This window comes from Kutzneria chonburiensis (assembly GCF_028622115.1).
Lineage (GTDB): Bacteria > Actinomycetota > Actinomycetes > Mycobacteriales > Pseudonocardiaceae > Kutzneria > Kutzneria chonburiensis.
Genome location: NZ_CP097263.1, coordinates 5308416 through 5326484, shown reverse-complemented (window position 1 = coordinate 5326484; position 18069 = coordinate 5308416). Strand labels below are relative to the sequence as shown.

Here is an 18069-nt window from a genome sequence, read left to right as displayed (position 1 = left end):
CCAATGACTGACACACCTGCCGCCGCCGCCCCGCCGTCGGACCAGAAGCCGGCCGAGCAGGAGCAGGCCGTCGCCGACTTCGGCATCGACACCACCCGCCGCTCCGCCGGCCAGGCCCTGCGCGACTACGTCGACCGCGTCCGCGGCGGCGAGCTCGGCTCGCTGCCGGCGCTGGCCGGCCTGATCGTGCTGGTGATCCTGTTCGGCCTCTCGTCGAGCACCTTCCTCAGCCTGAACAACATCTCCAACCTGCTCGCGCAGGCCGCCGGCATCACCATCATCGCGATGGGCCTGGTGTTCGTGCTGCTGCTGGGCGAGATCGACCTGTCCGCCGGCACCGGCTCCGGTGTCGCCGCCGCCGTGATGGCGCTGCACTACGTCAAGGGCGGCAACCTCCAGGCCGGCATGGGCGACACCGTCTTCTACGCCTTCATCATCGGCGGCGTGCTGGCCATCGGCGTCGCCGTCTGGCAGCGGATCTGGCTGGGCGCGGTGCTGTCCGCGGTCGCGACGCTGATCCTGCTGCTCGGCGTGCCGGCCAACCCGTGGGTCGAGATGCTGCTGGCCGTCTGCGTCGGCTCGGTCATCGGCTGCCTCACCGGCGTGATGATCTCCAAGATCGGCATCCCGTCCTTCGTCGTGACCCTGGCCCTGTTCCTGGCCTGGGGCGGCGTGATCCTCAAGCTGATCGGTGACGGCGGCACGCTGTCCATCAGCCAGGACCCGGTGCTGTTCGGCGTGGCCAACAACAACCTGAACACGCTGGGCAGCTGGATCCTGTTCGTGATCTTCGCCGGCGGCTACGCGGCCGTGGTGCTGTTCCGCCACGCCGGCCGGGTCCGCCGCGGCCTGGTGGCCCAGCCGACCTCGCTGCTGCTGATCAAGGTGGCCGTGGTCGTCGTGCTCGGCGCGGTCGCCACCTACCTGCTGACGGTCAACCGCTCGCCCAACCCGGACCGCATCACCATCTCCGGCGTGCCCTACGTGGTGCCGATCGTGCTGGTGCTGCTGGTGGTCGGCACGTTCGTGCTGGACCGCACCAAGTACGGCCGGCACATCTACGCGGTCGGCGGCAGCGCCGAGGCGGCCCGCCGCGCCGGTATCAACGTGCCCAAGATCCGGATGAGCGTGTTCGTGATCGCTTCGACGGTCTCGGCCATCGGCGCCATCGTCTACTCGTCCAAGGTCGGCTCGGTCGACCCGAACGCCGGTGGCGGCAACGTGCTGCTGTTCGCGGTCGGCGCCGCGGTCATCGGCGGCACGTCGCTGTTCGGCGGCAAGGGCCGGCTGTCCAACGCCATCATCGGTGGCTTCGTGATCCAGATCGTCAGCAACGGCCTTGGTCTGATCGGCGCGCCCGCGGCCGTGGTCAGCATCGTCACCGGTGCGGTCCTGCTGCTGGCCGCCAGCGTCGACGCGCTGTCCCGTCGACGGGCCAAGGCGACCGGCCACTAGCAGTCCCGAAGGGACACGAGGGGGTGTGCGGTGAGCGGTCCGCCAACCGCGGGCACCCGTCCCGACGAGGTCCGCAGGCACAACCGGGCCGCCCTGCTGCGCCGGCTGCACGTCGGCGGCCCGTGCACCAGGGCGGAGCTGGCCGCCGAGCTGGGGCTGAACCGCAGCACGATCAAGGCCCTGGTGGACGGGCTGGCCGATGCCGGTGTGGTGGTCGAGCAGGTCTCGGTCAAGCGCACCGGCGCCGGCCGGCCGTCCCTGCTGGTGCTGCCGCAGCCGCGGTCCCTGTGGGTGCTCGCCGTCGACGTCGGCGTCGAGCAGACCACGGTGGCGGCCGTCGGCTTCGGCGGCGAGGTGCTCGGCACCAGGGGTTGGACGCTGCCGCGCGGCTCCGGGTCGCCGGACGACCTGCTGGCCAAGGTCGGCACCGCCGGGCGGCGGCTGGCCGAGCGGATCGGCTCCGAGCCGGTCGGCGTCGGGGTGTCGGTGCCCGGTGTGGTCCGTCGTGACGGCTACGTGCACGAAGCGCCCAACCTGCACTGGGCCGGCGTGCCGGTGGGGGAGCGGCTGTCCGCGGCCCTGCACCGGCCGGTGCTGGTCGGCAACGACGCCGAGCTCGGGGCGCTGGCCGAACACACGCGTGGTGTCGCGACCGAGGCCGCCGACATGGTGTTCGTGTCGGTGGACGTGGGCGTCGGCGGCGGGGTGATCTCCGAACGGGCGGCGCTGCGGGGCAGCGGCGGCTACGTCGGCGAGCTGGGGCACATGGTGGTCCGGCCCGGCGGCCGGCCCTGCTACTGCGGCTGCCAGGGCTGCTGGGAGACCGAGATCGGCGAGGACGCCCTGTGCCGAGCCCTGGGCCTGCCCGAGGGCTCGCCGCGTGAGGCCGTCGTCGGCGAGCTGCGGTCACTGGCCGGTGAGCCGCCGCAGGTCGCGCTGAACCGGCTGCGGGAGTTCACCGACTGGCTCGGGCTCGGGCTGATCAACGTGGTCAACCTGCTCGGGCCGCAGCTGGTGGTGCTGGGCGACCTGCTGGCCGCCCTGCCCGACGCGGTCGTCGACGAGGCGGCCGCGACCGTGCGGGAACGCAGCCTGGTCAGCCGGGCCGTCGGCGGTATCCGCATCGTGGCCTCCCCGCTGGGCAAGGAAGCCAAGATCATCGGTGCCGCCGAGCTGGCCTTCCAGCAGGCCCTGGCCGGCTGACCAGTCAATGCAGGGAAGGACGCCTTACCTGCATTGGACGCAGGTAAGGCGTCCTTCCCTGCATCACTGCCGTTGTCGGGTAGCGAAGAGGCGCGGGCCCACACCTGGCCCGCGCCTCTTGTGTCGCTATGAAAGTGGTGGACTTGTCCGGTCCCGAACCCTCCGGGCTCAGCCCTGCTGGATCTCGGCCGAGAGCTCACGCAGCTTGGCGCTGTGCTCACGGGCGTGGTGTCCGCAGAAGAGGAGCTCGCCTCCGGACGGGAGAACGGCGCGTACCTGAGCGGCTGCGCCGCACCGGTCGCAGCGGTCGACAGCGGTCAGCTCGGGGCGGGTGAGCAAGGTCGTCATGGAAATCTCCCTCCGTCCCGGCACCGGTGCTCCGGTGCCTACTACACAGCTGCGACCACAACGCTTCCGGGTCGCCGCCCGTCGCGCGGTGTTCGCTGCCATCACCATTGCAGACGTTCGGCGCCTCGTCGGTGTTCCCCACCGTAGTGGCGACGCCCGTCACGTGAGATGTACCCAGATGCAGCAAGCCACACTCCGTGACATCCCACTCTGTCGATGGTCCGTTGCCGGGGCCACCCACAGGTGCCGAGTCGGTTACATTTTGTCGTCGGATCGGGTCCGATCTGACTCAGTGCAACGAACTCAGTGACTCAAGCTACGTCAGCGAACCACGACCGGGTTCGTATCACCACCCCAGTTGTGGGATGAGTCACACTACAGAGCGTGATATTCGCTTCTGGCGAACAGTTGTTCGGGGCTCGGTTTCGGCCGTCGTGAGCGTGCCGACGGCTCGGGGGTCCCGCCAGCCCGGCGACCGCGTCACGGGCGTCCCACGGGCCAACTGGGGGCCACGAACGGCCGGCCGCGGGGTGAACACCCCACCTCTAGTCGATCTCCCGGCCGAAGAGACGCCGAACGCCCCGCCCGACCGAAACGGTCGAACGGGGCGTTCGGGAGAAAACCGGCGCTCAGTCCAGGTAGTCGCGCAGGACCTGGGACCGGGACGGGTGACGCAGCTTGGACATCGTCTTCGACTCGATCTGGCGGATCCGCTCGCGGGTCACGCCGTAGACCTGGCCGATCTCGTCCAGGGTCCGCGGCTGGCCGTCGGTCAGGCCGAAGCGCAGCCGCACCACGCCCGCCTCCCGCTCGGACAGCGTGGCCAGCACCGACTGGAGCTGGTCCTGCAGCAGCGTGAACGACACCGCGTCGACCGCGACGACGGCCTCGGAGTCCTCGATGAAGTCGCCGAGCTGGCTGTCGCCCTCGTCGCCGATGGTCTGGTCCAGCGAGATGGGCTCCCGGGCGTACTGCTGGATCTCCAGCACCTTCTCCGGGGTGATGTCCATCTCCTTGGCCAGCTCCTCCGGCGTCGGCTCGCGGCCGAGGTCCTGGAGCAGCTCGCGCTGGATGCGGCCGAGCTTGTTGATGACCTCGACCATGTGCACCGGGATACGGATGGTGCGGGCCTGGTCGGCCATCGCGCGGGTGATCGCCTGTCGGATCCACCAGGTGGCGTACGTGGAGAACTTGTAGCCCTTGGTGTAGTCGAACTTCTCGACCGCGCGGATCAGACCCAGGTTGCCCTCCTGGATCAGGTCAAGGAACGCCATGCCGCGGCCGGTGTAGCGCTTGGCCAGCGACACCACCAGGCGGAGGTTGGCCTCCAGCAGGTGGTTCTTGGCCCGCTCGCCGTCACGCACGATCCAGCGCAGGTCCCGCCGCATCTGCGGGGGCAGCTTCTCGGTCTCGTCCTCGGCCTTGCGCACGCGTTCGGCGGCGTAGAGCCCGGCCTCGATCCGCTTGGCCAGCTCCACCTCCTCCTCGGCGTTGAGCAGGGCGACCTTGCCGATCTGCTTGAGGTAGGCCCGGACCGAGTCGGCCGACGCGGTGAGCTCGGCGTCCTTGCGGGCCTGCCGCAGCGCCTCGGACTCCTCCTCGTCCCAGACGAAGTCGGAGCTGTTCTTGCTCTCCTCCTCGTCGGGCTCCTCGACGGTCACGTCCTCGACCACGACGTCCTCGAGCTCGGCGGCGTCGATCTCGACGTCGCCGTCGAGGTCCTCGGGCTCCTCGCCGTCCTTCTTGGCCTTGGCCGGCGCGGCCTTGCCACCGGCCGGGGCCTTCTTGGCGGCGGCGCGGGGGCCGGCCGGCTTCTTGGCCGCCGGCTTCGCGGCGCCCGTCTTGGCCGCGCCACGCGCCGGGGTGGCCTTCACGGCCTCCTCGGCATCGCCCGGCTGCTGTGCCTTCGCGGCGGCGCTCGCGGGGGTGGCGGAGCGTCGGGTTGCGGTTTCTGCGGCTGCCACGTACGCCCTTTCGCGACGGTCCTTCACGGCAGACCGAAGGGCGCGAACCTCGGCCGCCAGGGGGTTTCGGGGGATCGCCCGGCGGTCGCTGACCGTGGGCGCTGTTCCATTGTAACGACGGCGGCCGTGCCGCGTTGCCGCCACACGGCCGCCGTCGGGCCCAATTGCGGTGTTCCCGCAGGTAGATCGCCGGAACACGATTCGGTCAGTTTTTTCGGGGTACCACTAGTGGCCGATTCCGTGGGCGGCCGCCGCGGCCGCGCCGACGATGCCGGCCTCGTTCTTCAGCGCCGCGGCGACGACCTTGGTGCGCACCTGGAGCAGCGGCAGCCACTTGTCGGCCTTCTTGCTGACGCCGCCGCCGGCGATCACCAGGTCCGGCCAGATCAGGTCCTCCAGGGTGCGGAGGTACTTGCTGACCCGGTGGGTCCACTCCTCCCAGGACAGGTCCTTCTCCTCCTTCACCGACGCCGCGGCCCGCTTCTCCGCGTCGTGCCCGTCCACCTCGAGGTGGCCGAACTCGGTGTTGGGCAGCAGCTTGCCGTCCAGGAACACGGCGCTGCCGATGCCGGTGCCGAAGGTCAGCAGCACCACGACGCCGTCCTGGCCCTTGCCGGCGCCGTAGCGGACCTCGGCCAGCCCGGCGGCGTCGGCGTCGTTGAGCACGACGACCCCGCCCGGCTCGCGGCCGAGCCTGCGGGCGAACAGGCCCGCCGCGTCGGTGTCCACCCAGCCCTTGTCCACGTTGGCGGCGGTCAGCGCGACACCGCGCTTGACCACGCAGGGCAGGGTGACCCCGACCGGGCCGGTCCACCCGAACTTCTCCACGATGTCGGCGACCACGTCGGCGACCGCGTCCGGGGTGGACGGCTGCGGCGTGACGATGCGCAGGCGCTCGCCGTCCAGTTCGCCGGTCTCCAGGTCGACAAGTCCGCCCTTGATGCCGGATCCACCGATGTCGATCCCGAACCCGCGGGTTGTGCCCATCCGTCGGACCCTTCCTACTCGATTCAGTCCGCTGTCAGTCCTCGACCCTGCGCGCGGGTCTTCGGGAGTGTGCGCAGACCCTAACGTGTGTGGTTCGGTGGACAGCGTGCTAGCCGCTGAATCCGAGGAACTCGTCAGGATCGCAGTCACCGTCGCGACGGAAGCCGCCGAGCTGGTCACCAACGCCCGAAGCCACGCTGTCACCCAGGTGGACACCAAGTCCAGCGAAACTGACGTGGTGACGGCCGCAGATCGCGCTTCCGAACAACTGGTTCGGGACCGTTTGGCCCAGTTGCGGCCGGGGGAGCCCGTGCTCGGCGAGGAGGAGGGCGGGACCTCGTCGCTGGACGGGCTGGTCTGGGTGGTCGATCCGATCGACGGCACCGTCAACTATCTCTACGGACTGCCCTTCTACGCCGTGTCCATCGCCGCGCAGCTGGACGGGGTGTCGGTGGCCGGCGCGGTCGTCGAGCCCGTCTCCGGTCGGATCTGGACCGCCAGCCGGGGCGGCGGTTCCTTCCTGGACGGCCGTCGGCTGCGGGCCGCCGCCACCACCCGGCTGGACCTGTCTCTGCTGGGGACCGGTTTCTCCTACGACCACGCGCGGCGGCTGCGTCAGGCCGACGCGATCAGCCGCATGCTCGGCAAGGTGCGGGACATCCGCCGCTGTGGGGCCGCGTCGCTCGACCTGTGCGCCGTCGCCGCGGGCTGGGAGGACGCCTATCTGGAGCACGGCCTGCACCGCTGGGACTGGGCCGCCGGCGGCCTGATCGCCGAGGAGGCCGGCGCCGTCTTCCGCCCACCCGGCCCGGACACCGACGGCTTGGGCACGGAAGCAACCTTCGCCGCCGCCCCCGGCGTAGCCGAGCAGCTCAGGGCAGCGTTGGTGGAAAGCGGCTTCGGAAAGGTGTAGCCCCTACCCCCTCAATCGGCACATGCGGTCCGGATGTGCCTCTGGGAGGCAAGTATGACGCTCATGTGACAGTGGGGCGGGGGGTGAAGGGGCTGCTCAGCCCGCGCAATGCACGTTGCGGGCGGCGTCGATGAGGTCGGAGCTGACCGGGGGCTGACCGGTCGGCTGGGCCAGCTGTCCGCCCTGGGCGGGCGGCTGGCTCTTGGCCCACGTCGCCAGCTGCTGGAGGACCTGCTTGGCGCTGGGGTTGACCCGGAACTCGTCGAACTTCTTGCCGACGGCCAGGTCAACGGTGGCGTCCTGGCGGTCGTCGCGGATCAGGTCGGCGCACGGCTCGACGATGCTCAGCGTGCGGGCCCCGGCGGCGCCGTTGGGGCCGAACCGGATCTGGGCCCGGCAGTTCATGTCGCCGGCCAGGTAGATCGGGTCGTTGGCCGGGGTGCCGGCGCTGGCGAAGCCGGCCTGGTCGACCGCGGACTTGACGATCGAGGCCTGGTTGCGGGTCTCGCTGGCGTTGTAGACGCGGACCTGCACCTGGGCGGCGGGGGCGGGCGCGGTCTTGTCCAGCGCGTCGTGGGCCAGCTCGGTGCCGAGCTTGGGCGCGGGCGTGGCCGGCGGGGCGGCCCCGGCCGGCAGCGGGCCCGGTGTGTTGCAGTGCACAGCCGCGTCCACGTCGTCGGTGGCGTTGATGACCTTGACCCAGACGAAGCCGGCGACGACGACGAGGACGGCGAACAGGACCAGCGCGGGCCACGGCCGCCGCTTCCGGTACAGCGGCTTCCCGTTGCCTCTGACCCCGACTGGCGCAGTCACGTCCCCACCCCTCCTCGACCCCGGCCAACACGACGCTTCGTGACTGGTGAAACCCCGTGCCCGGACCGTCGCCTGTGATCAGCCTAGGCGTTACCGCCGACCGGCGTCGGCCGGCACCGCCGTCCGTGTCCGGTCCGTGTCCCGCTGTGGGCCGTGATCGCACCCCGCGATCGGCCGTGCGCGTACCGTCAACCCCGCACGGGCGGAATCGCACCACGGCCGCGCCGTCCCGGCAAGGGTTTTCCCGGCCGAATTCCCTCAAGGGCGCTGCCCGTCCCGCCAGCTAGGGCCACGGATGGGTGAGTGTGTGCGTGCGCCCTTGCGTAGTGGGCTATCATCCACGCGCTCCGAGCCACTGCGGGTGCGGCTGGAATCGTTTGACGATCACTGGGTGGCAGCCGGCGGGGAGCGAGACCACCGTCACTTCCGGCGGCGGGCACAAATTGGGGCCCTGGAGCGTTGACCAGCGGCACGAACACAGTCTGAATTGTGACTGCAGGGGTGAAAGAAGTATGGCGACCGACTACGACGCTCCGCGCCGGAGCCAGGATGACGACCTGGCCGAGGACTCCCTCGAGGAGTTGAAGGCGCGGCGCAACGAGACGCAGTCCGGCGTGGTCGACGTCGACGTGGATGCACCGGATGAGAACTTCGAGCTGCCAGGCGCCGACCTGTCCAACGAGGAACTTACCGTCAAGGTGCTGCCGAAGCAGGCTGACGAGTTCACCTGTTCCAGCTGTTTCCTGGTGCACCACCGGAGTCGACTGGCCGAGGAGCACAACGGGCAGTTGATCTGCCGGGACTGCGCCTGAGCGGACGCGTCCCGACGGCGCGCGGGCCCGTCCCGCCGTCGTCGGCGCGGCCTTCGGGCGTTCTGGGGGTCAGTTGTGCACGATGGCGGCCAGCTTGTCCGCCTTGCGGACGCTGAACAGCCAGTACGGGGTCGGATCCGCCGGGTCGTTCAGGTAGACCCGGAGGACCGGCCCCACCCAGCCGCGGTGCGACACGAACGCGGCCGGGTCAAGGTCGGGGCCGAGCGCCTTGCGCTTGGCCTTGGCCGGGATGACCTCGACCTCGTCGATCAGCGCGAGCGGCACGTGGGCGTCGCCCACCCAGAGCTCGCCGTCGACCACCTTCACCGTGGCCCGTCCCAGCCACAGCATCACGCCGACGACGAGCGGGATCGTGATGAGGTAGGGCAGCCATGCGCGGACGCCCGGGTAGCCCATGTGCACCTCGGCGGCCATCAGCACGGCCGCGATCAGCGGCAGCGGCCAGCCCCACGCCGGCACGTACAGCCGTTCGAAGAACACCGGCTTGGACTTGGCCTCGGTCTTTGCCACCGCACTCACGCTCTCGGTCACGGGTCCAGGGTAGTGTCACGCGCCGTGCCCAGCGTGCAGGTCCTCCTCTCCCGAATCGATCCCGGGGTCCCCGTGCCGTCCTATGCCACGGCCGGCGACGCGGGTGTCGATCTTGTGACGACCTCGGACGTCGTCCTGGCTCCCGGCGAACGGGCGGTGCTCGGCACCGGCGTCGCCATCGCGCTGCCGATCGGCTTCGCCGGCTTCGTGCACCCGCGGTCCGGGCTGGCCGCGCGGGTCGGGCTGTCCGTGGTGAACACCCCGGGAACCATCGACGCGGGCTACCGCGGCGAGATCCGGGTATGCCTGATCAACCACGATCTCCGTGAGCCGATCACGCTGCGCCGGGGCGACCGGATCGCGCAGCTGGTCGTGCAGCGCGTCGAGCACGTGGTCTTCGAGGAGGTCGACGAGCTGCCCGACTCCGAGCGCGGCACCGGCGGCTACGGATCCACCGGCGGGCACGCGGTGCTCGCGGCCGCGGCCGGCGCCGGGGCCCAGCAGGGGACGAAGGAGTAGCGGAATGTTCGGCAAGCGCGGCAAGCGCGGGCGGCACCATGTCAGCAAGGACAGCGGCCGCCTGGGGGTACCGAACTACGACGTCGACGAGGTCGTCGAGGAGGCGGTCGTCACCGCCGGTCCGTTCGACGAGGCGGACGCCCCGCAGGACGGCCTGTCCCGGCTCGACCTCGGGTCCGTGCGGGTGCCCGTGCCCGATGGGGCCCAGCTCCAGGTCGAGGTCGACCCTTCCGGTCCGGTGCGGGCCGTGCACCTGGTGACGCCGATCGGTCAGATCACCGTCAGCGCCTACGCCGCGCCCCGCAGCGGCGACCTGTGGCCCGAGATCTGCGAGGAGCTGGTCTCCCAGCTGCGCGGCGACGGCGCCCGGGTGATCAAGGAAGCCGGCGAGTGGGGCACCGAGCTGGCCGCCACCGCCAACAACGTCGTGCTGCGCTTCGTCGGCGTCGACGGGCCGCGCTGGATGCTGCGTGGGGTCGTCGCCGGTCCCGGTGAGCACAACGTCATGGCCTCCGACCTGCTGCGCAATGTCATCCGCGGCACCGTCGTGGTCCGTGGCGACTCCGCCCAGCCCGTCCGCACCCCGCTGCCGGTCGAGCTGCCGCCGGCCATCGCCCAGCACATTCAGGCCCAGCAGCAGGGCTGATGCTCTCCGACGGTCTCACCGAGCGCCTCCGCCTGCGCTTCGGGCCGGACGTCCAGCCGTGGCTCGACGGGGTCGCCGCCCTGGTCGAGCGGCTGGCCGTCCGGTGGGGGCTGACCGTGCTCGCCACCATGAGCGCCGGCAGCACCTCGTGTACGTTCCGCTGCCGCCGTGCTGACGGCTCCTTGGCGTACCTGAAGCTCACCCCCGACGCCGAGGTCTTCGGGACCGAGGCGGCCGCGTTGCGCGCCTGGGCCTCCTGCCCCGCCGTCGTCTCCTTGCTCGACGTCGCCGATGAGGACAACGCCCTGCTCATCGAGGCCTTGGAGCCCGGCACCCCGCTGTCCGACTGGCGCCCCGCCGGCGCACTCCTCCGTCAACTCCGCGAGGTGCCCGCGCCCATCGGCTTCCCCACCGTCGCCGACCGCGTCGACTTCATGTTCACCCTGGCTCATCGCCGCAACCCCGGCGTGCCCGCTGCCTTGTTGGACGCCTCCTACGCCGCCGCCCGACGCCTCGCTGACACCGGCTCCGTCGCGCGTCTTGTGCACGGCGACCTCCATCCCGGCAACGTCCTGGCTTCCGCCCGTGGCCCCGTCGCCATCGACCCCCGACCCTGCCTCGGCGACCCCGACCTTGACGTCGTCGACTGGACCCTGTTCGACGTCACCACCGTCGACGAGGTCCGTACCCGTATCGCCGCCCTGGACGTGCTCGACGAGGACCGCGCCTACGAGTGGTCCCGCGCCCTGGCCGTCCTCCTGCTCATGTCCCACGTGCGTCGCGGCATCGACGACCCCGGCACCGCCCTGTTCAGGCAGCTGGCCGAGAGCCTGACCTAGACGCCTGCCAGGCGGCGACGGCGGCGCGGCCGAGGGCGGAGCGGTCGGCGCTGAAGTCGGCGAACGAGATCGAGCGCAGCTCGGCCCCGGGAATCGTGGCCGCCCACTGGGCGGCGACCGAAGCGGGATGCAGGGGGTCGTCGTGCACGGCGACGATGCCGACGGGCACAGACAGGGTGGCGAGCTGGGCCAAGGTCGGCGCGGGGCGGTCGGCGGCGGCGAGCAGGGAGTCGACGAGGCCGGGGCCGTGACGGTGCCAGGCGCGGGAGAGCTCGGCGGCGAGCCAAGGGGGCACGTCGGGGCCGAACGTGAGGGCGGAAGAGAGACCGTCGCGCAGGACGGTGGCGGCGGAGTGGCGGGCGGCGACGGCGGCTGGGCAGTCGCCGGGGGAGCCGTGCCAGGCGGGCATGGCGAGCAGCAGACCGGCGCAGCGGGAAGGGTGTGCGCAAGCCCACTCGGCGGCGAGGTGGGCGCCGAAGGAGATGCCGCCGGCGAGCACGGGGCCGTGCGCATCGAACGCGGCGTCGAGGGACAGCAGGTGCCGACGGCCCAGATCGGGCCCTGGAACCGGTTCCGGAGCGACCAGGGTCACCCCGGCGGCGGCCACCGGGGCGGCGAAGACCGAACGGATGAAAACGTCATCCGATCCGGTTCCGGGCAGCAGGACGGCCGTGTCGCTCACATTGCCAGATCTTGCCGGTTCGGAGGCGGTTCTCGGAGCCCCGGCGCGGTTACCCTGGCGAGTGAACGGCCCGGCGTGGGGGCCGACGAGGCGCATTGGAGCGCGGACCATGGCGAGCACAAGGGGCGGCTACTGGAACCGTCTCGTACGCCGACTGACCAGCGACGTCACCGAACTGGACGCGGACGACCTGTCGCGCGAGGTCGACGCCGTCGGGGCGCAGCGGGCGTGCGACTGCCGTTCCGGCGAGGAGGTCACCGTGCTCGGCCGCCTGCGCAGCGTCGAGCTGTGCCCCCGGGACGCGGCGGCGACGCTGGAGGCGGAGCTCTACGACGGCACCGAGGGCGTGACGCTAGTCTGGCTCGGCCGTCGCCGCATCGCCGGCATCGAGCCGGGGCGCACGATCAAGGCCCGGGGTCGGATCGCGGTCCGTGACGGCCGCAAGGTGCTCTACAACCCCTACTACGAGTTGCAGACGAGTTCATGAGCGAACAGCCAGCCCCGGCCGCCGAGTCGGTCACCGAAGAACCGGCGCAGGACGAGTCGTCCAAGCCGATGCCGACGCTGCTCGAGCAGATGGGCGGCATCAGCGGCCTGATCTACTCCTCGGTGCCGATCGTGGTCTTCGTGCTGGTCAACTACCTGTTCGAGTGGCAGGCCGCGCTGTGGGCGGCGGTCGGCGTCGCGGTGGCCATCGCCGTGGTCCGGCTGGTCCGCCGCGAGCCGCTGCAACCGGCCATCTCCGGCCTGTTCGGCATCGCCGTGGCCGCGTTCATCACCATCCGCACCGGCTCGGCCAAGGGCTTCTTCGCCTTCGGCATCTGGAGCAGCCTGGTCTACTGCGGCGCGTTCCTGGTCTCGGCGCTGGTCCGCTGGCCGCTGGCCGGCGTGATCTGGTCGACGCTGAACAACTCGGGCTTCAAGTGGCGGTCCGACAAGGCCGCCCGCCTCTACTACGACGTCGCCACGCTGGTCTGGATCCTGGTCTTCGGGTCCAAGTTCGTGGTCCAGCAGTGGCTGTACAGCGAGGACAACGTCGGCCTGCTCGGCCTGGCCCGGATCGCGATGGGCTACCCGCTCACGGCGATCGCCATCGCCGTGACGGTGTGGGCCGTGCGCAAGGCCGACAAGCGCCTGGCCCAGCTGGCTGCCGAGGAGGAGCCGCCGGCCGTCGAGCCTTCGGCGCCCCAGGCCGACCCGGCAACCTGACGTCAGCACGAAAATGGCCCCCGGCGAATGCCGGGGGCCATTTTCGTACGTCGGTCAGTCCAGGCCCAGCGCGATCCTGATCTCGTGCTCGACGTCGGCCGAGGCCACGAACAGCAGCTCGTCGCCCTGCTCGAACGGGTCGTCGGCCTGCGGAACGATGACCCGCCCGCCGCGCAGGATGGTCACCAGCGCCGCGTCCCGGGGCAGCGCCAGCTGGCTGACGGCCTGGCCGGCCAGCGAGGTGTCGTCCGGCAGCGTGATCTCCACCAGGTTGGCCTGGCCCTGCCGCAGCGTCATCAGCCGCACCAGGTCGCCGATGTTGACGGCCTCCTCGACCATGGCGGCCAGCATGCGCGGCGTGGACACGGCCACGTCGACGCCCCACGCGTCGGTGAACAGCCACTCGTTGGTCGGGTCGTTGACCCGGGCCACCACGCGGCGCACCGCGAACTCGGTCTTGGCCAGCAGCGACACCACCAGGTTGACCTTGTCGTCGCCGGTGGCGGCGATGACCACGTCACACAGCTGGAGCCCGGCGTCCTCCAGCGAGGACAGCTCGCACGCGTCGGCGTGCACCCACTCGGCCTGCTCGACGGTGCTCGGCTCGAAGTGCGCGGCGTCCCGCTCGATGAGCATCACCTGGTGATTGCTGCCCAGCAGCTCCTGGGCGATGGACCGGCCGACGGCGCCGGCGCCCGCGATCGCGACTCGCATCAGTGGCTCTCCTCGGGTGCCTGGCCCGCCGCCGCGGTGATCTCGGTGATGGTGCCGGACAGGGCGGCGACGTAGATCTCGTCGTCGGCCTGCACGACGGTGCTCGGCTCGGGCAGCACGCCGGTGCCGAAGCGCATGATGAAGGCCACCCGGCAGCCCACGGTCTCCTGCAGCTCGGCGATCTTGCGGCCGACCCAGCCCTCGTGCACCGGCAGCAGCATCACCGCCACCGTGCCGGACGGGTCCCGCCACGCCGCGGCCTGCCCCTCGGGCACCAGCATGCGCAGGAAGCGGTCGGTGGCCCACGGCACGGTGGCCACCGTCGGGATGCCGAGGCGCTCGTAGACGGCGGCCCGCTTGGGGTCGTAGATCCGGGCCACGACGTGCTGCACGCCGAAGGTCTCGCGGGCCACTCTGGCCGCGATGATGTTGGAGTTGTCGCCGCTGGAGACGGCGGCCAGCGCGCCGGCCCGCTCGATGCCGGCGGCCACCAGTACCTGCCGGTCGAAGCCGTTGCCCACGACCTGCTGGCCGTGGAAATCGCTGCCGAGCCGGCGGAAGGCCTGCCCGTTCTTGTCGATGACGGCGACCTGGTTGCCGAGGCGCTCCAGCGCCTTGGCCAGCGATGCCCCCACCCGGCCGCAGCCCATGACCACCACGTGCACGAATAGTCCTCCTCCGCGATGCGGCTGCACCGTACCTGGCGGCGGAGACGGCGATCCCCCGCAACCCCCCAATGCACCAATGGACCGGTTTGTTCCCCAACCTACCGACGACTGCTCCGAAGTGGTGACGACCTCGCCTACGCTGTGCCGTTGTGTCCAAGATTGCGACCGCGGCCAAACGCCTCGTCCTCGGCCGACCCTTCCGCAGCGACCGGCTGGCGCACACGCTCCTGCCGAAGCGGATCGCCCTGCCGGTGTTCGCGTCCGACGCCCTGTCCTCGGTGGCCTACGCCCCGGAGGAGATCTTCCTGACGCTGAGCGTGGCCGGTCTGTCGGCCTACGGCTTCGCGCCGTGGATCGGCGTCGTGGTCGCCCTGGTCATGCTGGTCGTGGTGGCCTCGTACCGGCAGAACGTGCACGCCTACCCCAGCGGCGGCGGCGACTACGAGGTGGCCACCACCAACCTCGGCCGCTACTTCGGGCTCACCGTGGCCAGCGCGCTGCTGGTCGACTACATCCTCACGGTGGCGGTGTCCACGGCCTCCGGCATCGCCAACATCGGCTCGGCGCTGCCGTTCGTCGGCGAGCACAAGGTGCTGTTCTGCCTGCTGGTGGTCGGCCTGCTGACCGCGATGAACCTGCGCGGCCTGCGCGAGTCCGGCGCCGCCTTCGCCATCCCGACGTACGGCTTCATGATCGGCATCGTCGGCATGATGATCTGGGGCTTCGTGCGGGCCATCGCCGGCGCCGACCTGCGGGCCGAGAGCGCCGGCTTCACCCTGCACGCCGAGACCTCGATGACCGGCGTCGCCTTCGCGTTCCTGATCCTGCGCTCGTTCTCCTCCGGCTGCGCCGCGCTGACCGGCGTGGAGGCGATCAGCAACGGCGTGCCGGCCTTCCGCAAGCCGAAGTCCCGCAACGCGGCGACCACGCTGCTGATGATGGGCCTGATCGCGGTGGTGATGCTGATCGGCATCATCTCGCTGGCCTCGCTGACCCACGTCAACTTCGCCGACGACCCGGCCTCCCAGCTGGTCGGCGCGCCGGCCGGCTACCAGCAGAAGACGATCCTGGCCCAGATCGCGGCCGCGGTGTTCAGCAACTTCCCGCCGGCCTTCTACTACATCTCGTTCGTCACCGGCATCATCCTGGTGCTGGCGGCCAACACCGCGTTCAACGGCTTCCCGGTGCTCGGCTCCATCCTGGCCCAGGACCGCTACCTGCCCCGGCAGCTGCACACCCGTGGCGACCGGCTGGCCTTCAGCAACGGCATCATCTTCCTGGCCGCGCTGGCGGTGATCCTCATCGTCGCCTTCGACGCCGAGGTGACCCGGCTGATCCAGCTGTACATCGTGGGCGTGTTCGTGTCGTTCACGTGCAGCCAGGCCGGCATGATCCGGCACTGGAACCGGCTGCTGGCGGTCGAGGAGGACAAGTCGGTGCGGCGCCGCATGCGGCGCTCGCAGACGATCAACACCATCGGCCTGGTCTGCACCGGGGCCGTGCTGATCGTCGTGCTGATCACCAAGTTCCTGGCCGGCGCCTGGATCGCCATCGCCGCGATGGCCGCGATCTTCGCCCTGATGACGGCCATCCGCAAGCACTACGACACGGTGGCCACCGAGCTGAGGATGGCTCAGTCCGAGCGGGACAACGCGGTCATGCCGTCCCGCAACCACGCCATCGTGCTGATCTCCAAGCTGCACCTGCCGACGCTGCGGGCGCTGTCCTACGCCAAGGCGACCCGGCCGGACATCCTGGAGGCGGTCACCGTCAACGTGGACGACGCCGACACCCGCGAGCTGGTGGCCGAGTGGGACCGGCAGGCGTTCAAGACGCCGCTGAAGGTGATCGAGTCGCCGTACCGGGAGATCACCAAGCCGGTGCTGGACTACGTGAAGCGGGTCCGCACCGACAACCCCCGTGATGTCGTGACGGTGTTCCTGCCCGAGTACGTTGTCGGCCACTGGTGGGAGCAGCTGCTGCACAACCAGAGCGCGTTGCGGCTCAAGGGCCGGCTGCTGTTCCAGCCCGGCGTCATGGTGACCAGCGTGCCGTGGCAGCTGGCGTCGGCCAAGGCGCGGTCCGAGTCCGACCAGTTGGTCACTCCCGGCCAGATCCGCCGCGGCCTGGACACCCCTATCGAGAAACGGAAGACGCGCACGTGACGCAGACTCAGCCCTGGACCGGCCGCCGCCTCGAGGTCGAGGTCGGCCCGGTCGCCCACGGCGGCCACTGCGTCGCCCGCGCCGAGGGGCGGGTGGTGTTCGTCCGGCATGCGTTGCCAGGGGAGCGGGTCGTCGTCGAGGTCACCGAGGACAAGGGCGGCTCCTTCTGCCGCGCCGACGCCGTGGAGGTGCTGTCGCCGTCACCGGACCGTGTGGAGCCGCCGTGCCCGGTGGCCCGTCCCGGCGGTTGCGGCGGCTGCGACTGGCAGCACGCCTCCGCCGAGGCGCAGCGGTCGTTGAAGGCCGCCGTCGTCGCCGAGCAGCTCCAGCGCTTGGCCGGGCTCGACGTCGCCGTGGAGATGGAGGCGTTGCCCGGCGGCCTTGGTGAGTGGCGCACACGTTTGCGCATGGTCGTGGACGGCAAGGGGCGGGCCGGTTTCCGGGCCCATCGCAGCCACAAGGTTGTGCCCGTGCGCCGTTGCACCATCGCCGCGCCGGACCTGGTCGAGGACGTCACCGCTCGGCACTGGACCCGTGGGGCCGAGCTCGACCTGACCGCCGACTCCATGGGGCACATGGACATCGTCGAGCGGCCGCAGCGGGGTCGGCCTCGGACCGTCACCGGTGACGGCGTCGCCGTAGAGCGGGCCGGCGGCCGTGAGTGGCGGGTCGACGCCCACGGCTTCTGGCAGGTGCATCCCGAGGCCGCCGACCTGTACGCCGACATCGTCGCCGAGTGGGCCGCCGCCCCCGTCGGCGGGACCGCTTGGGACCTCTACGGCGGCGCCGGCCTCTTCGCCGCCGTCTTGGCCGAACAGGTCGGTCCCGACGGCTCCGTGCTCGTCGTCGAGTCTTCCCGCAGCGCCGTCGCCGATGGCCGTCGCAACCTCGCCGACCTGCCCCAGGTCCGTTTCAAGACCGGCTTGGTCGAGGAGACGTCCTTGACCGGCCGGCCCGACGTCGTCGTCCTGGATCCGCCCCGCAAGGGCGCCGGCAAGGCTGTGGTGGATTCCATCGCCGCCTGCCAGCCCTCTCGGGTCATCTACGTCGCCTGCGACCCCGCCGCTCTGGCCCGCGACGTCGCCGGCTTCGCCGAGCACGGCTACCGGTTGGAGCGACTTCGGGCGTTCGACGCCTTCCCCATGACCCATCACGTGGAGTGCATCGCGCTGTTGGTTCGCTGACCTGTCAAGCCTTCCCGCCAGGACTGTGGACAACTCCGGGCTGTCCACAGGCGAGCCCAGTTCAAGATCGCTCAGGGCTTCGCGGCGGTAGAATTGGCCGTGGCGGTGGCCCCCTTGGGTGTGGCGGGCGATGTCGCTGTGCGGCTTGGTGTCGGGTAGGGATCGGTCGTGGTGGCGTGTGGTGCCCGCGCGTGTGCCGGTCTTCTGCCTGCCTGGGGCTGTCGATTCGTGGGTGGTTGGCGACCGGCTGGGTGGTGAGCCCGCGGGGCGGGCGCTAGTCCGGACCACCAGGTTTTGTAGGGCCGTTCTGGGCGGTTGGGTTGTGGTCGCGTTGGGGCGCCCGCGCCGCGTGCTTGCCGATCTTCTGCCGTCGGGGAGCTGTCGATTCGTGGGTGG

19 protein-coding genes are annotated in these 18069 nt (G+C 71.0%); 11 read left to right on the top strand and 8 right to left on the bottom strand.

Going from position 1 to position 18069, the window contains the following annotated elements:
• The first annotated feature begins 3 nt into the window (after positions 1–3).
• Positions 4–1455, top strand: a complete 1452-nt coding sequence (locus M3Q35_RS24030) for a sugar ABC transporter permease (RefSeq protein WP_273934562.1) — start codon at positions 4–6, stop codon at positions 1453–1455.
• A 30-nt stretch (positions 1456–1485) separates the two neighbouring features.
• Positions 1486–2658, top strand: a complete 1173-nt coding sequence (locus M3Q35_RS24025; RefSeq protein WP_273934560.1) for an ROK family transcriptional regulator — start codon at positions 1486–1488, stop codon at positions 2656–2658.
• Between the two features lie 168 nt (positions 2659–2826).
• On the opposite strand, the gene M3Q35_RS24020 is transcribed toward M3Q35_RS24025, so the two are convergent.
• The 3 genes from M3Q35_RS24020 to ppgK all read right to left on the bottom strand — a co-directional run bounded on the left by M3Q35_RS24020 (position 2827) and on the right by ppgK (position 5957).
• Complete coding sequence (locus tag M3Q35_RS24020; protein WP_273934558.1) at positions 2827–3006, bottom strand: DUF7455 domain-containing protein; 180 nt, start codon at positions 3004–3006, stop codon at positions 2827–2829.
• A 629-nt stretch (positions 3007–3635) separates the two neighbouring features.
• Entirely contained in the window at positions 3636–5045 is a 1410-nt protein-coding gene (locus M3Q35_RS24015) for an RNA polymerase sigma factor (protein WP_273944438.1), read from the bottom strand.
• A gap of 150 nt (positions 5046–5195) precedes the next feature.
• Positions 5196–5957 (bottom strand): polyphosphate--glucose phosphotransferase, encoded by a 762-nt coding sequence (ppgK, locus tag M3Q35_RS24010; protein ID WP_273934557.1) that lies wholly within the window; start codon positions 5955–5957, stop codon positions 5196–5198.
• 106 nt (positions 5958–6063) lie between these two features.
• Between ppgK and M3Q35_RS24005 the strand changes: the two genes are divergently transcribed.
• On the top strand, positions 6064–6870 hold the full coding sequence (locus M3Q35_RS24005) for an inositol monophosphatase family protein (RefSeq protein WP_273934555.1): 807 nt from the start codon (positions 6064–6066) through the stop codon (positions 6868–6870).
• Positions 6871–6966: 96 nt separating this feature from the next.
• Here M3Q35_RS24005 and cei read toward each other — a convergent pair whose 3' ends face one another.
• Complete coding sequence (gene cei, locus M3Q35_RS24000) at positions 6967–7683, bottom strand: envelope integrity protein Cei (RefSeq protein WP_273934553.1); 717 nt, start codon at positions 7681–7683, stop codon at positions 6967–6969.
• A gap of 512 nt (positions 7684–8195) precedes the next feature.
• On the opposite strand from cei, the gene M3Q35_RS23995 reads away from it, so the two are divergent.
• The gene (locus M3Q35_RS23995) at positions 8196–8495 is read left to right on the top strand and encodes a DUF4193 domain-containing protein (protein WP_116173883.1); all 300 of its coding nucleotides are present in this window, start codon (positions 8196–8198) and stop codon (positions 8493–8495) included.
• A 69-nt stretch (positions 8496–8564) separates the two neighbouring features.
• Here M3Q35_RS23995 and M3Q35_RS23990 read toward each other — a convergent pair whose 3' ends face one another.
• A complete protein-coding gene (locus M3Q35_RS23990) occupies positions 8565–9047 on the bottom strand; it encodes a DUF3093 domain-containing protein (RefSeq protein ID WP_337960468.1) in 483 nt (160 codons plus the stop codon).
• Positions 9048–9071: 24 nt separating this feature from the next.
• Between M3Q35_RS23990 and dut the strand changes: the two genes are divergently transcribed.
• The 3 genes from dut to M3Q35_RS23975 are packed head-to-tail and all read left to right on the top strand — an operon-like array spanning position 9072 to position 11051.
• Positions 9072–9566, top strand: coding sequence for a dUTP diphosphatase (gene dut / locus M3Q35_RS23985; protein WP_273934550.1), 495 nt, complete (start codon positions 9072–9074; stop codon positions 9564–9566).
• A gap of 4 nt (positions 9567–9570) precedes the next feature.
• Positions 9571–10212, top strand: a complete 642-nt coding sequence (locus tag M3Q35_RS23980) for a DUF3710 domain-containing protein (protein WP_273934548.1) — start codon at positions 9571–9573, stop codon at positions 10210–10212.
• Entirely contained in the window at positions 10212–11051 is an 840-nt protein-coding gene (locus M3Q35_RS23975; protein WP_273934546.1) for an aminoglycoside phosphotransferase family protein, read from the top strand. The genes M3Q35_RS23980 and M3Q35_RS23975 overlap by 1 nt, the downstream gene beginning before the upstream one ends.
• On the opposite strand, the gene M3Q35_RS23970 is transcribed toward M3Q35_RS23975, so the two are convergent.
• A complete protein-coding gene (locus tag M3Q35_RS23970; RefSeq protein WP_273934544.1) occupies positions 11023–11733 on the bottom strand; it encodes an alpha/beta fold hydrolase in 711 nt (236 codons plus the stop codon). The two genes, M3Q35_RS23975 and M3Q35_RS23970, sit on opposite strands and share 29 nt — an antisense overlap.
• A gap of 109 nt (positions 11734–11842) precedes the next feature.
• On the opposite strand from M3Q35_RS23970, the gene M3Q35_RS23965 reads away from it, so the two are divergent.
• The gene (locus M3Q35_RS23965; protein WP_273934542.1) at positions 11843–12220 is read left to right on the top strand and encodes an OB-fold nucleic acid binding domain-containing protein; all 378 of its coding nucleotides are present in this window, start codon (positions 11843–11845) and stop codon (positions 12218–12220) included.
• The gene (locus M3Q35_RS23960) at positions 12217–12942 is read left to right on the top strand and encodes a DUF3159 domain-containing protein (RefSeq protein WP_379794317.1); all 726 of its coding nucleotides are present in this window, start codon (positions 12217–12219) and stop codon (positions 12940–12942) included. The genes M3Q35_RS23965 and M3Q35_RS23960 overlap by 4 nt, the downstream gene beginning before the upstream one ends.
• A gap of 54 nt (positions 12943–12996) precedes the next feature.
• Here M3Q35_RS23960 and M3Q35_RS23955 read toward each other — a convergent pair whose 3' ends face one another.
• Both M3Q35_RS23955 and M3Q35_RS23950 read right to left on the bottom strand, forming a co-directional pair.
• Positions 12997–13656, bottom strand: coding sequence for a potassium channel family protein (locus M3Q35_RS23955; protein WP_273934540.1), 660 nt, complete (start codon positions 13654–13656; stop codon positions 12997–12999).
• Positions 13656–14321, bottom strand: coding sequence for a potassium channel family protein (locus M3Q35_RS23950; RefSeq protein ID WP_273934539.1), 666 nt, complete (start codon positions 14319–14321; stop codon positions 13656–13658). Before M3Q35_RS23950 ends, M3Q35_RS23955 begins: the two co-directional genes overlap by 1 nt.
• A gap of 152 nt (positions 14322–14473) precedes the next feature.
• On the opposite strand from M3Q35_RS23950, the gene M3Q35_RS23945 reads away from it, so the two are divergent.
• Both M3Q35_RS23945 and M3Q35_RS23940 read left to right on the top strand, forming a co-directional pair.
• Positions 14474–16489, top strand: coding sequence for an APC family permease (locus M3Q35_RS23945; RefSeq protein WP_273934537.1), 2016 nt, complete (start codon positions 14474–14476; stop codon positions 16487–16489).
• A complete protein-coding gene (locus M3Q35_RS23940; protein WP_273934536.1) occupies positions 16486–17673 on the top strand; it encodes a class I SAM-dependent RNA methyltransferase in 1188 nt (395 codons plus the stop codon). The genes M3Q35_RS23945 and M3Q35_RS23940 overlap by 4 nt, the downstream gene beginning before the upstream one ends.
• The last annotated feature ends 396 nt before the right edge of the window (positions 17674–18069 follow it).

Excerpts from the sequence above, each read along its gene's own strand:
- M3Q35_RS24030 (WP_273934562.1), top strand. The coding sequence starts at position 4 with ATGACTGACACACCTGCCGCCGCCGCCCCGCCGTCGGACCAGAAGCCG.
- M3Q35_RS24020 (WP_273934558.1), bottom strand. The coding sequence starts at position 3,006 with ATGACGACCTTGCTCACCCGCCCCGAGCTGACCGCTGTCGACCGCTGC.
- ppgK (WP_273934557.1), bottom strand. The coding sequence starts at position 5,957 with ATGGGCACAACCCGCGGGTTCGGGATCGACATCGGTGGATCCGGCATC.
- M3Q35_RS23995 (WP_116173883.1), top strand. The coding sequence starts at position 8,196 with ATGGCGACCGACTACGACGCTCCGCGCCGGAGCCAGGATGACGACCTG.
- M3Q35_RS23980 (WP_273934548.1), top strand. The coding sequence starts at position 9,571 with ATGTTCGGCAAGCGCGGCAAGCGCGGGCGGCACCATGTCAGCAAGGAC.
- M3Q35_RS23975 (WP_273934546.1), top strand. The coding sequence starts at position 10,212 with ATGCTCTCCGACGGTCTCACCGAGCGCCTCCGCCTGCGCTTCGGGCCG.
- M3Q35_RS23965 (WP_273934542.1), top strand. The coding sequence starts at position 11,843 with ATGGCGAGCACAAGGGGCGGCTACTGGAACCGTCTCGTACGCCGACTG.
- M3Q35_RS23960 (WP_379794317.1), top strand. The coding sequence starts at position 12,217 with ATGAGCGAACAGCCAGCCCCGGCCGCCGAGTCGGTCACCGAAGAACCG.
- M3Q35_RS23955 (WP_273934540.1), bottom strand. The coding sequence starts at position 13,656 with ATGCGAGTCGCGATCGCGGGCGCCGGCGCCGTCGGCCGGTCCATCGCC.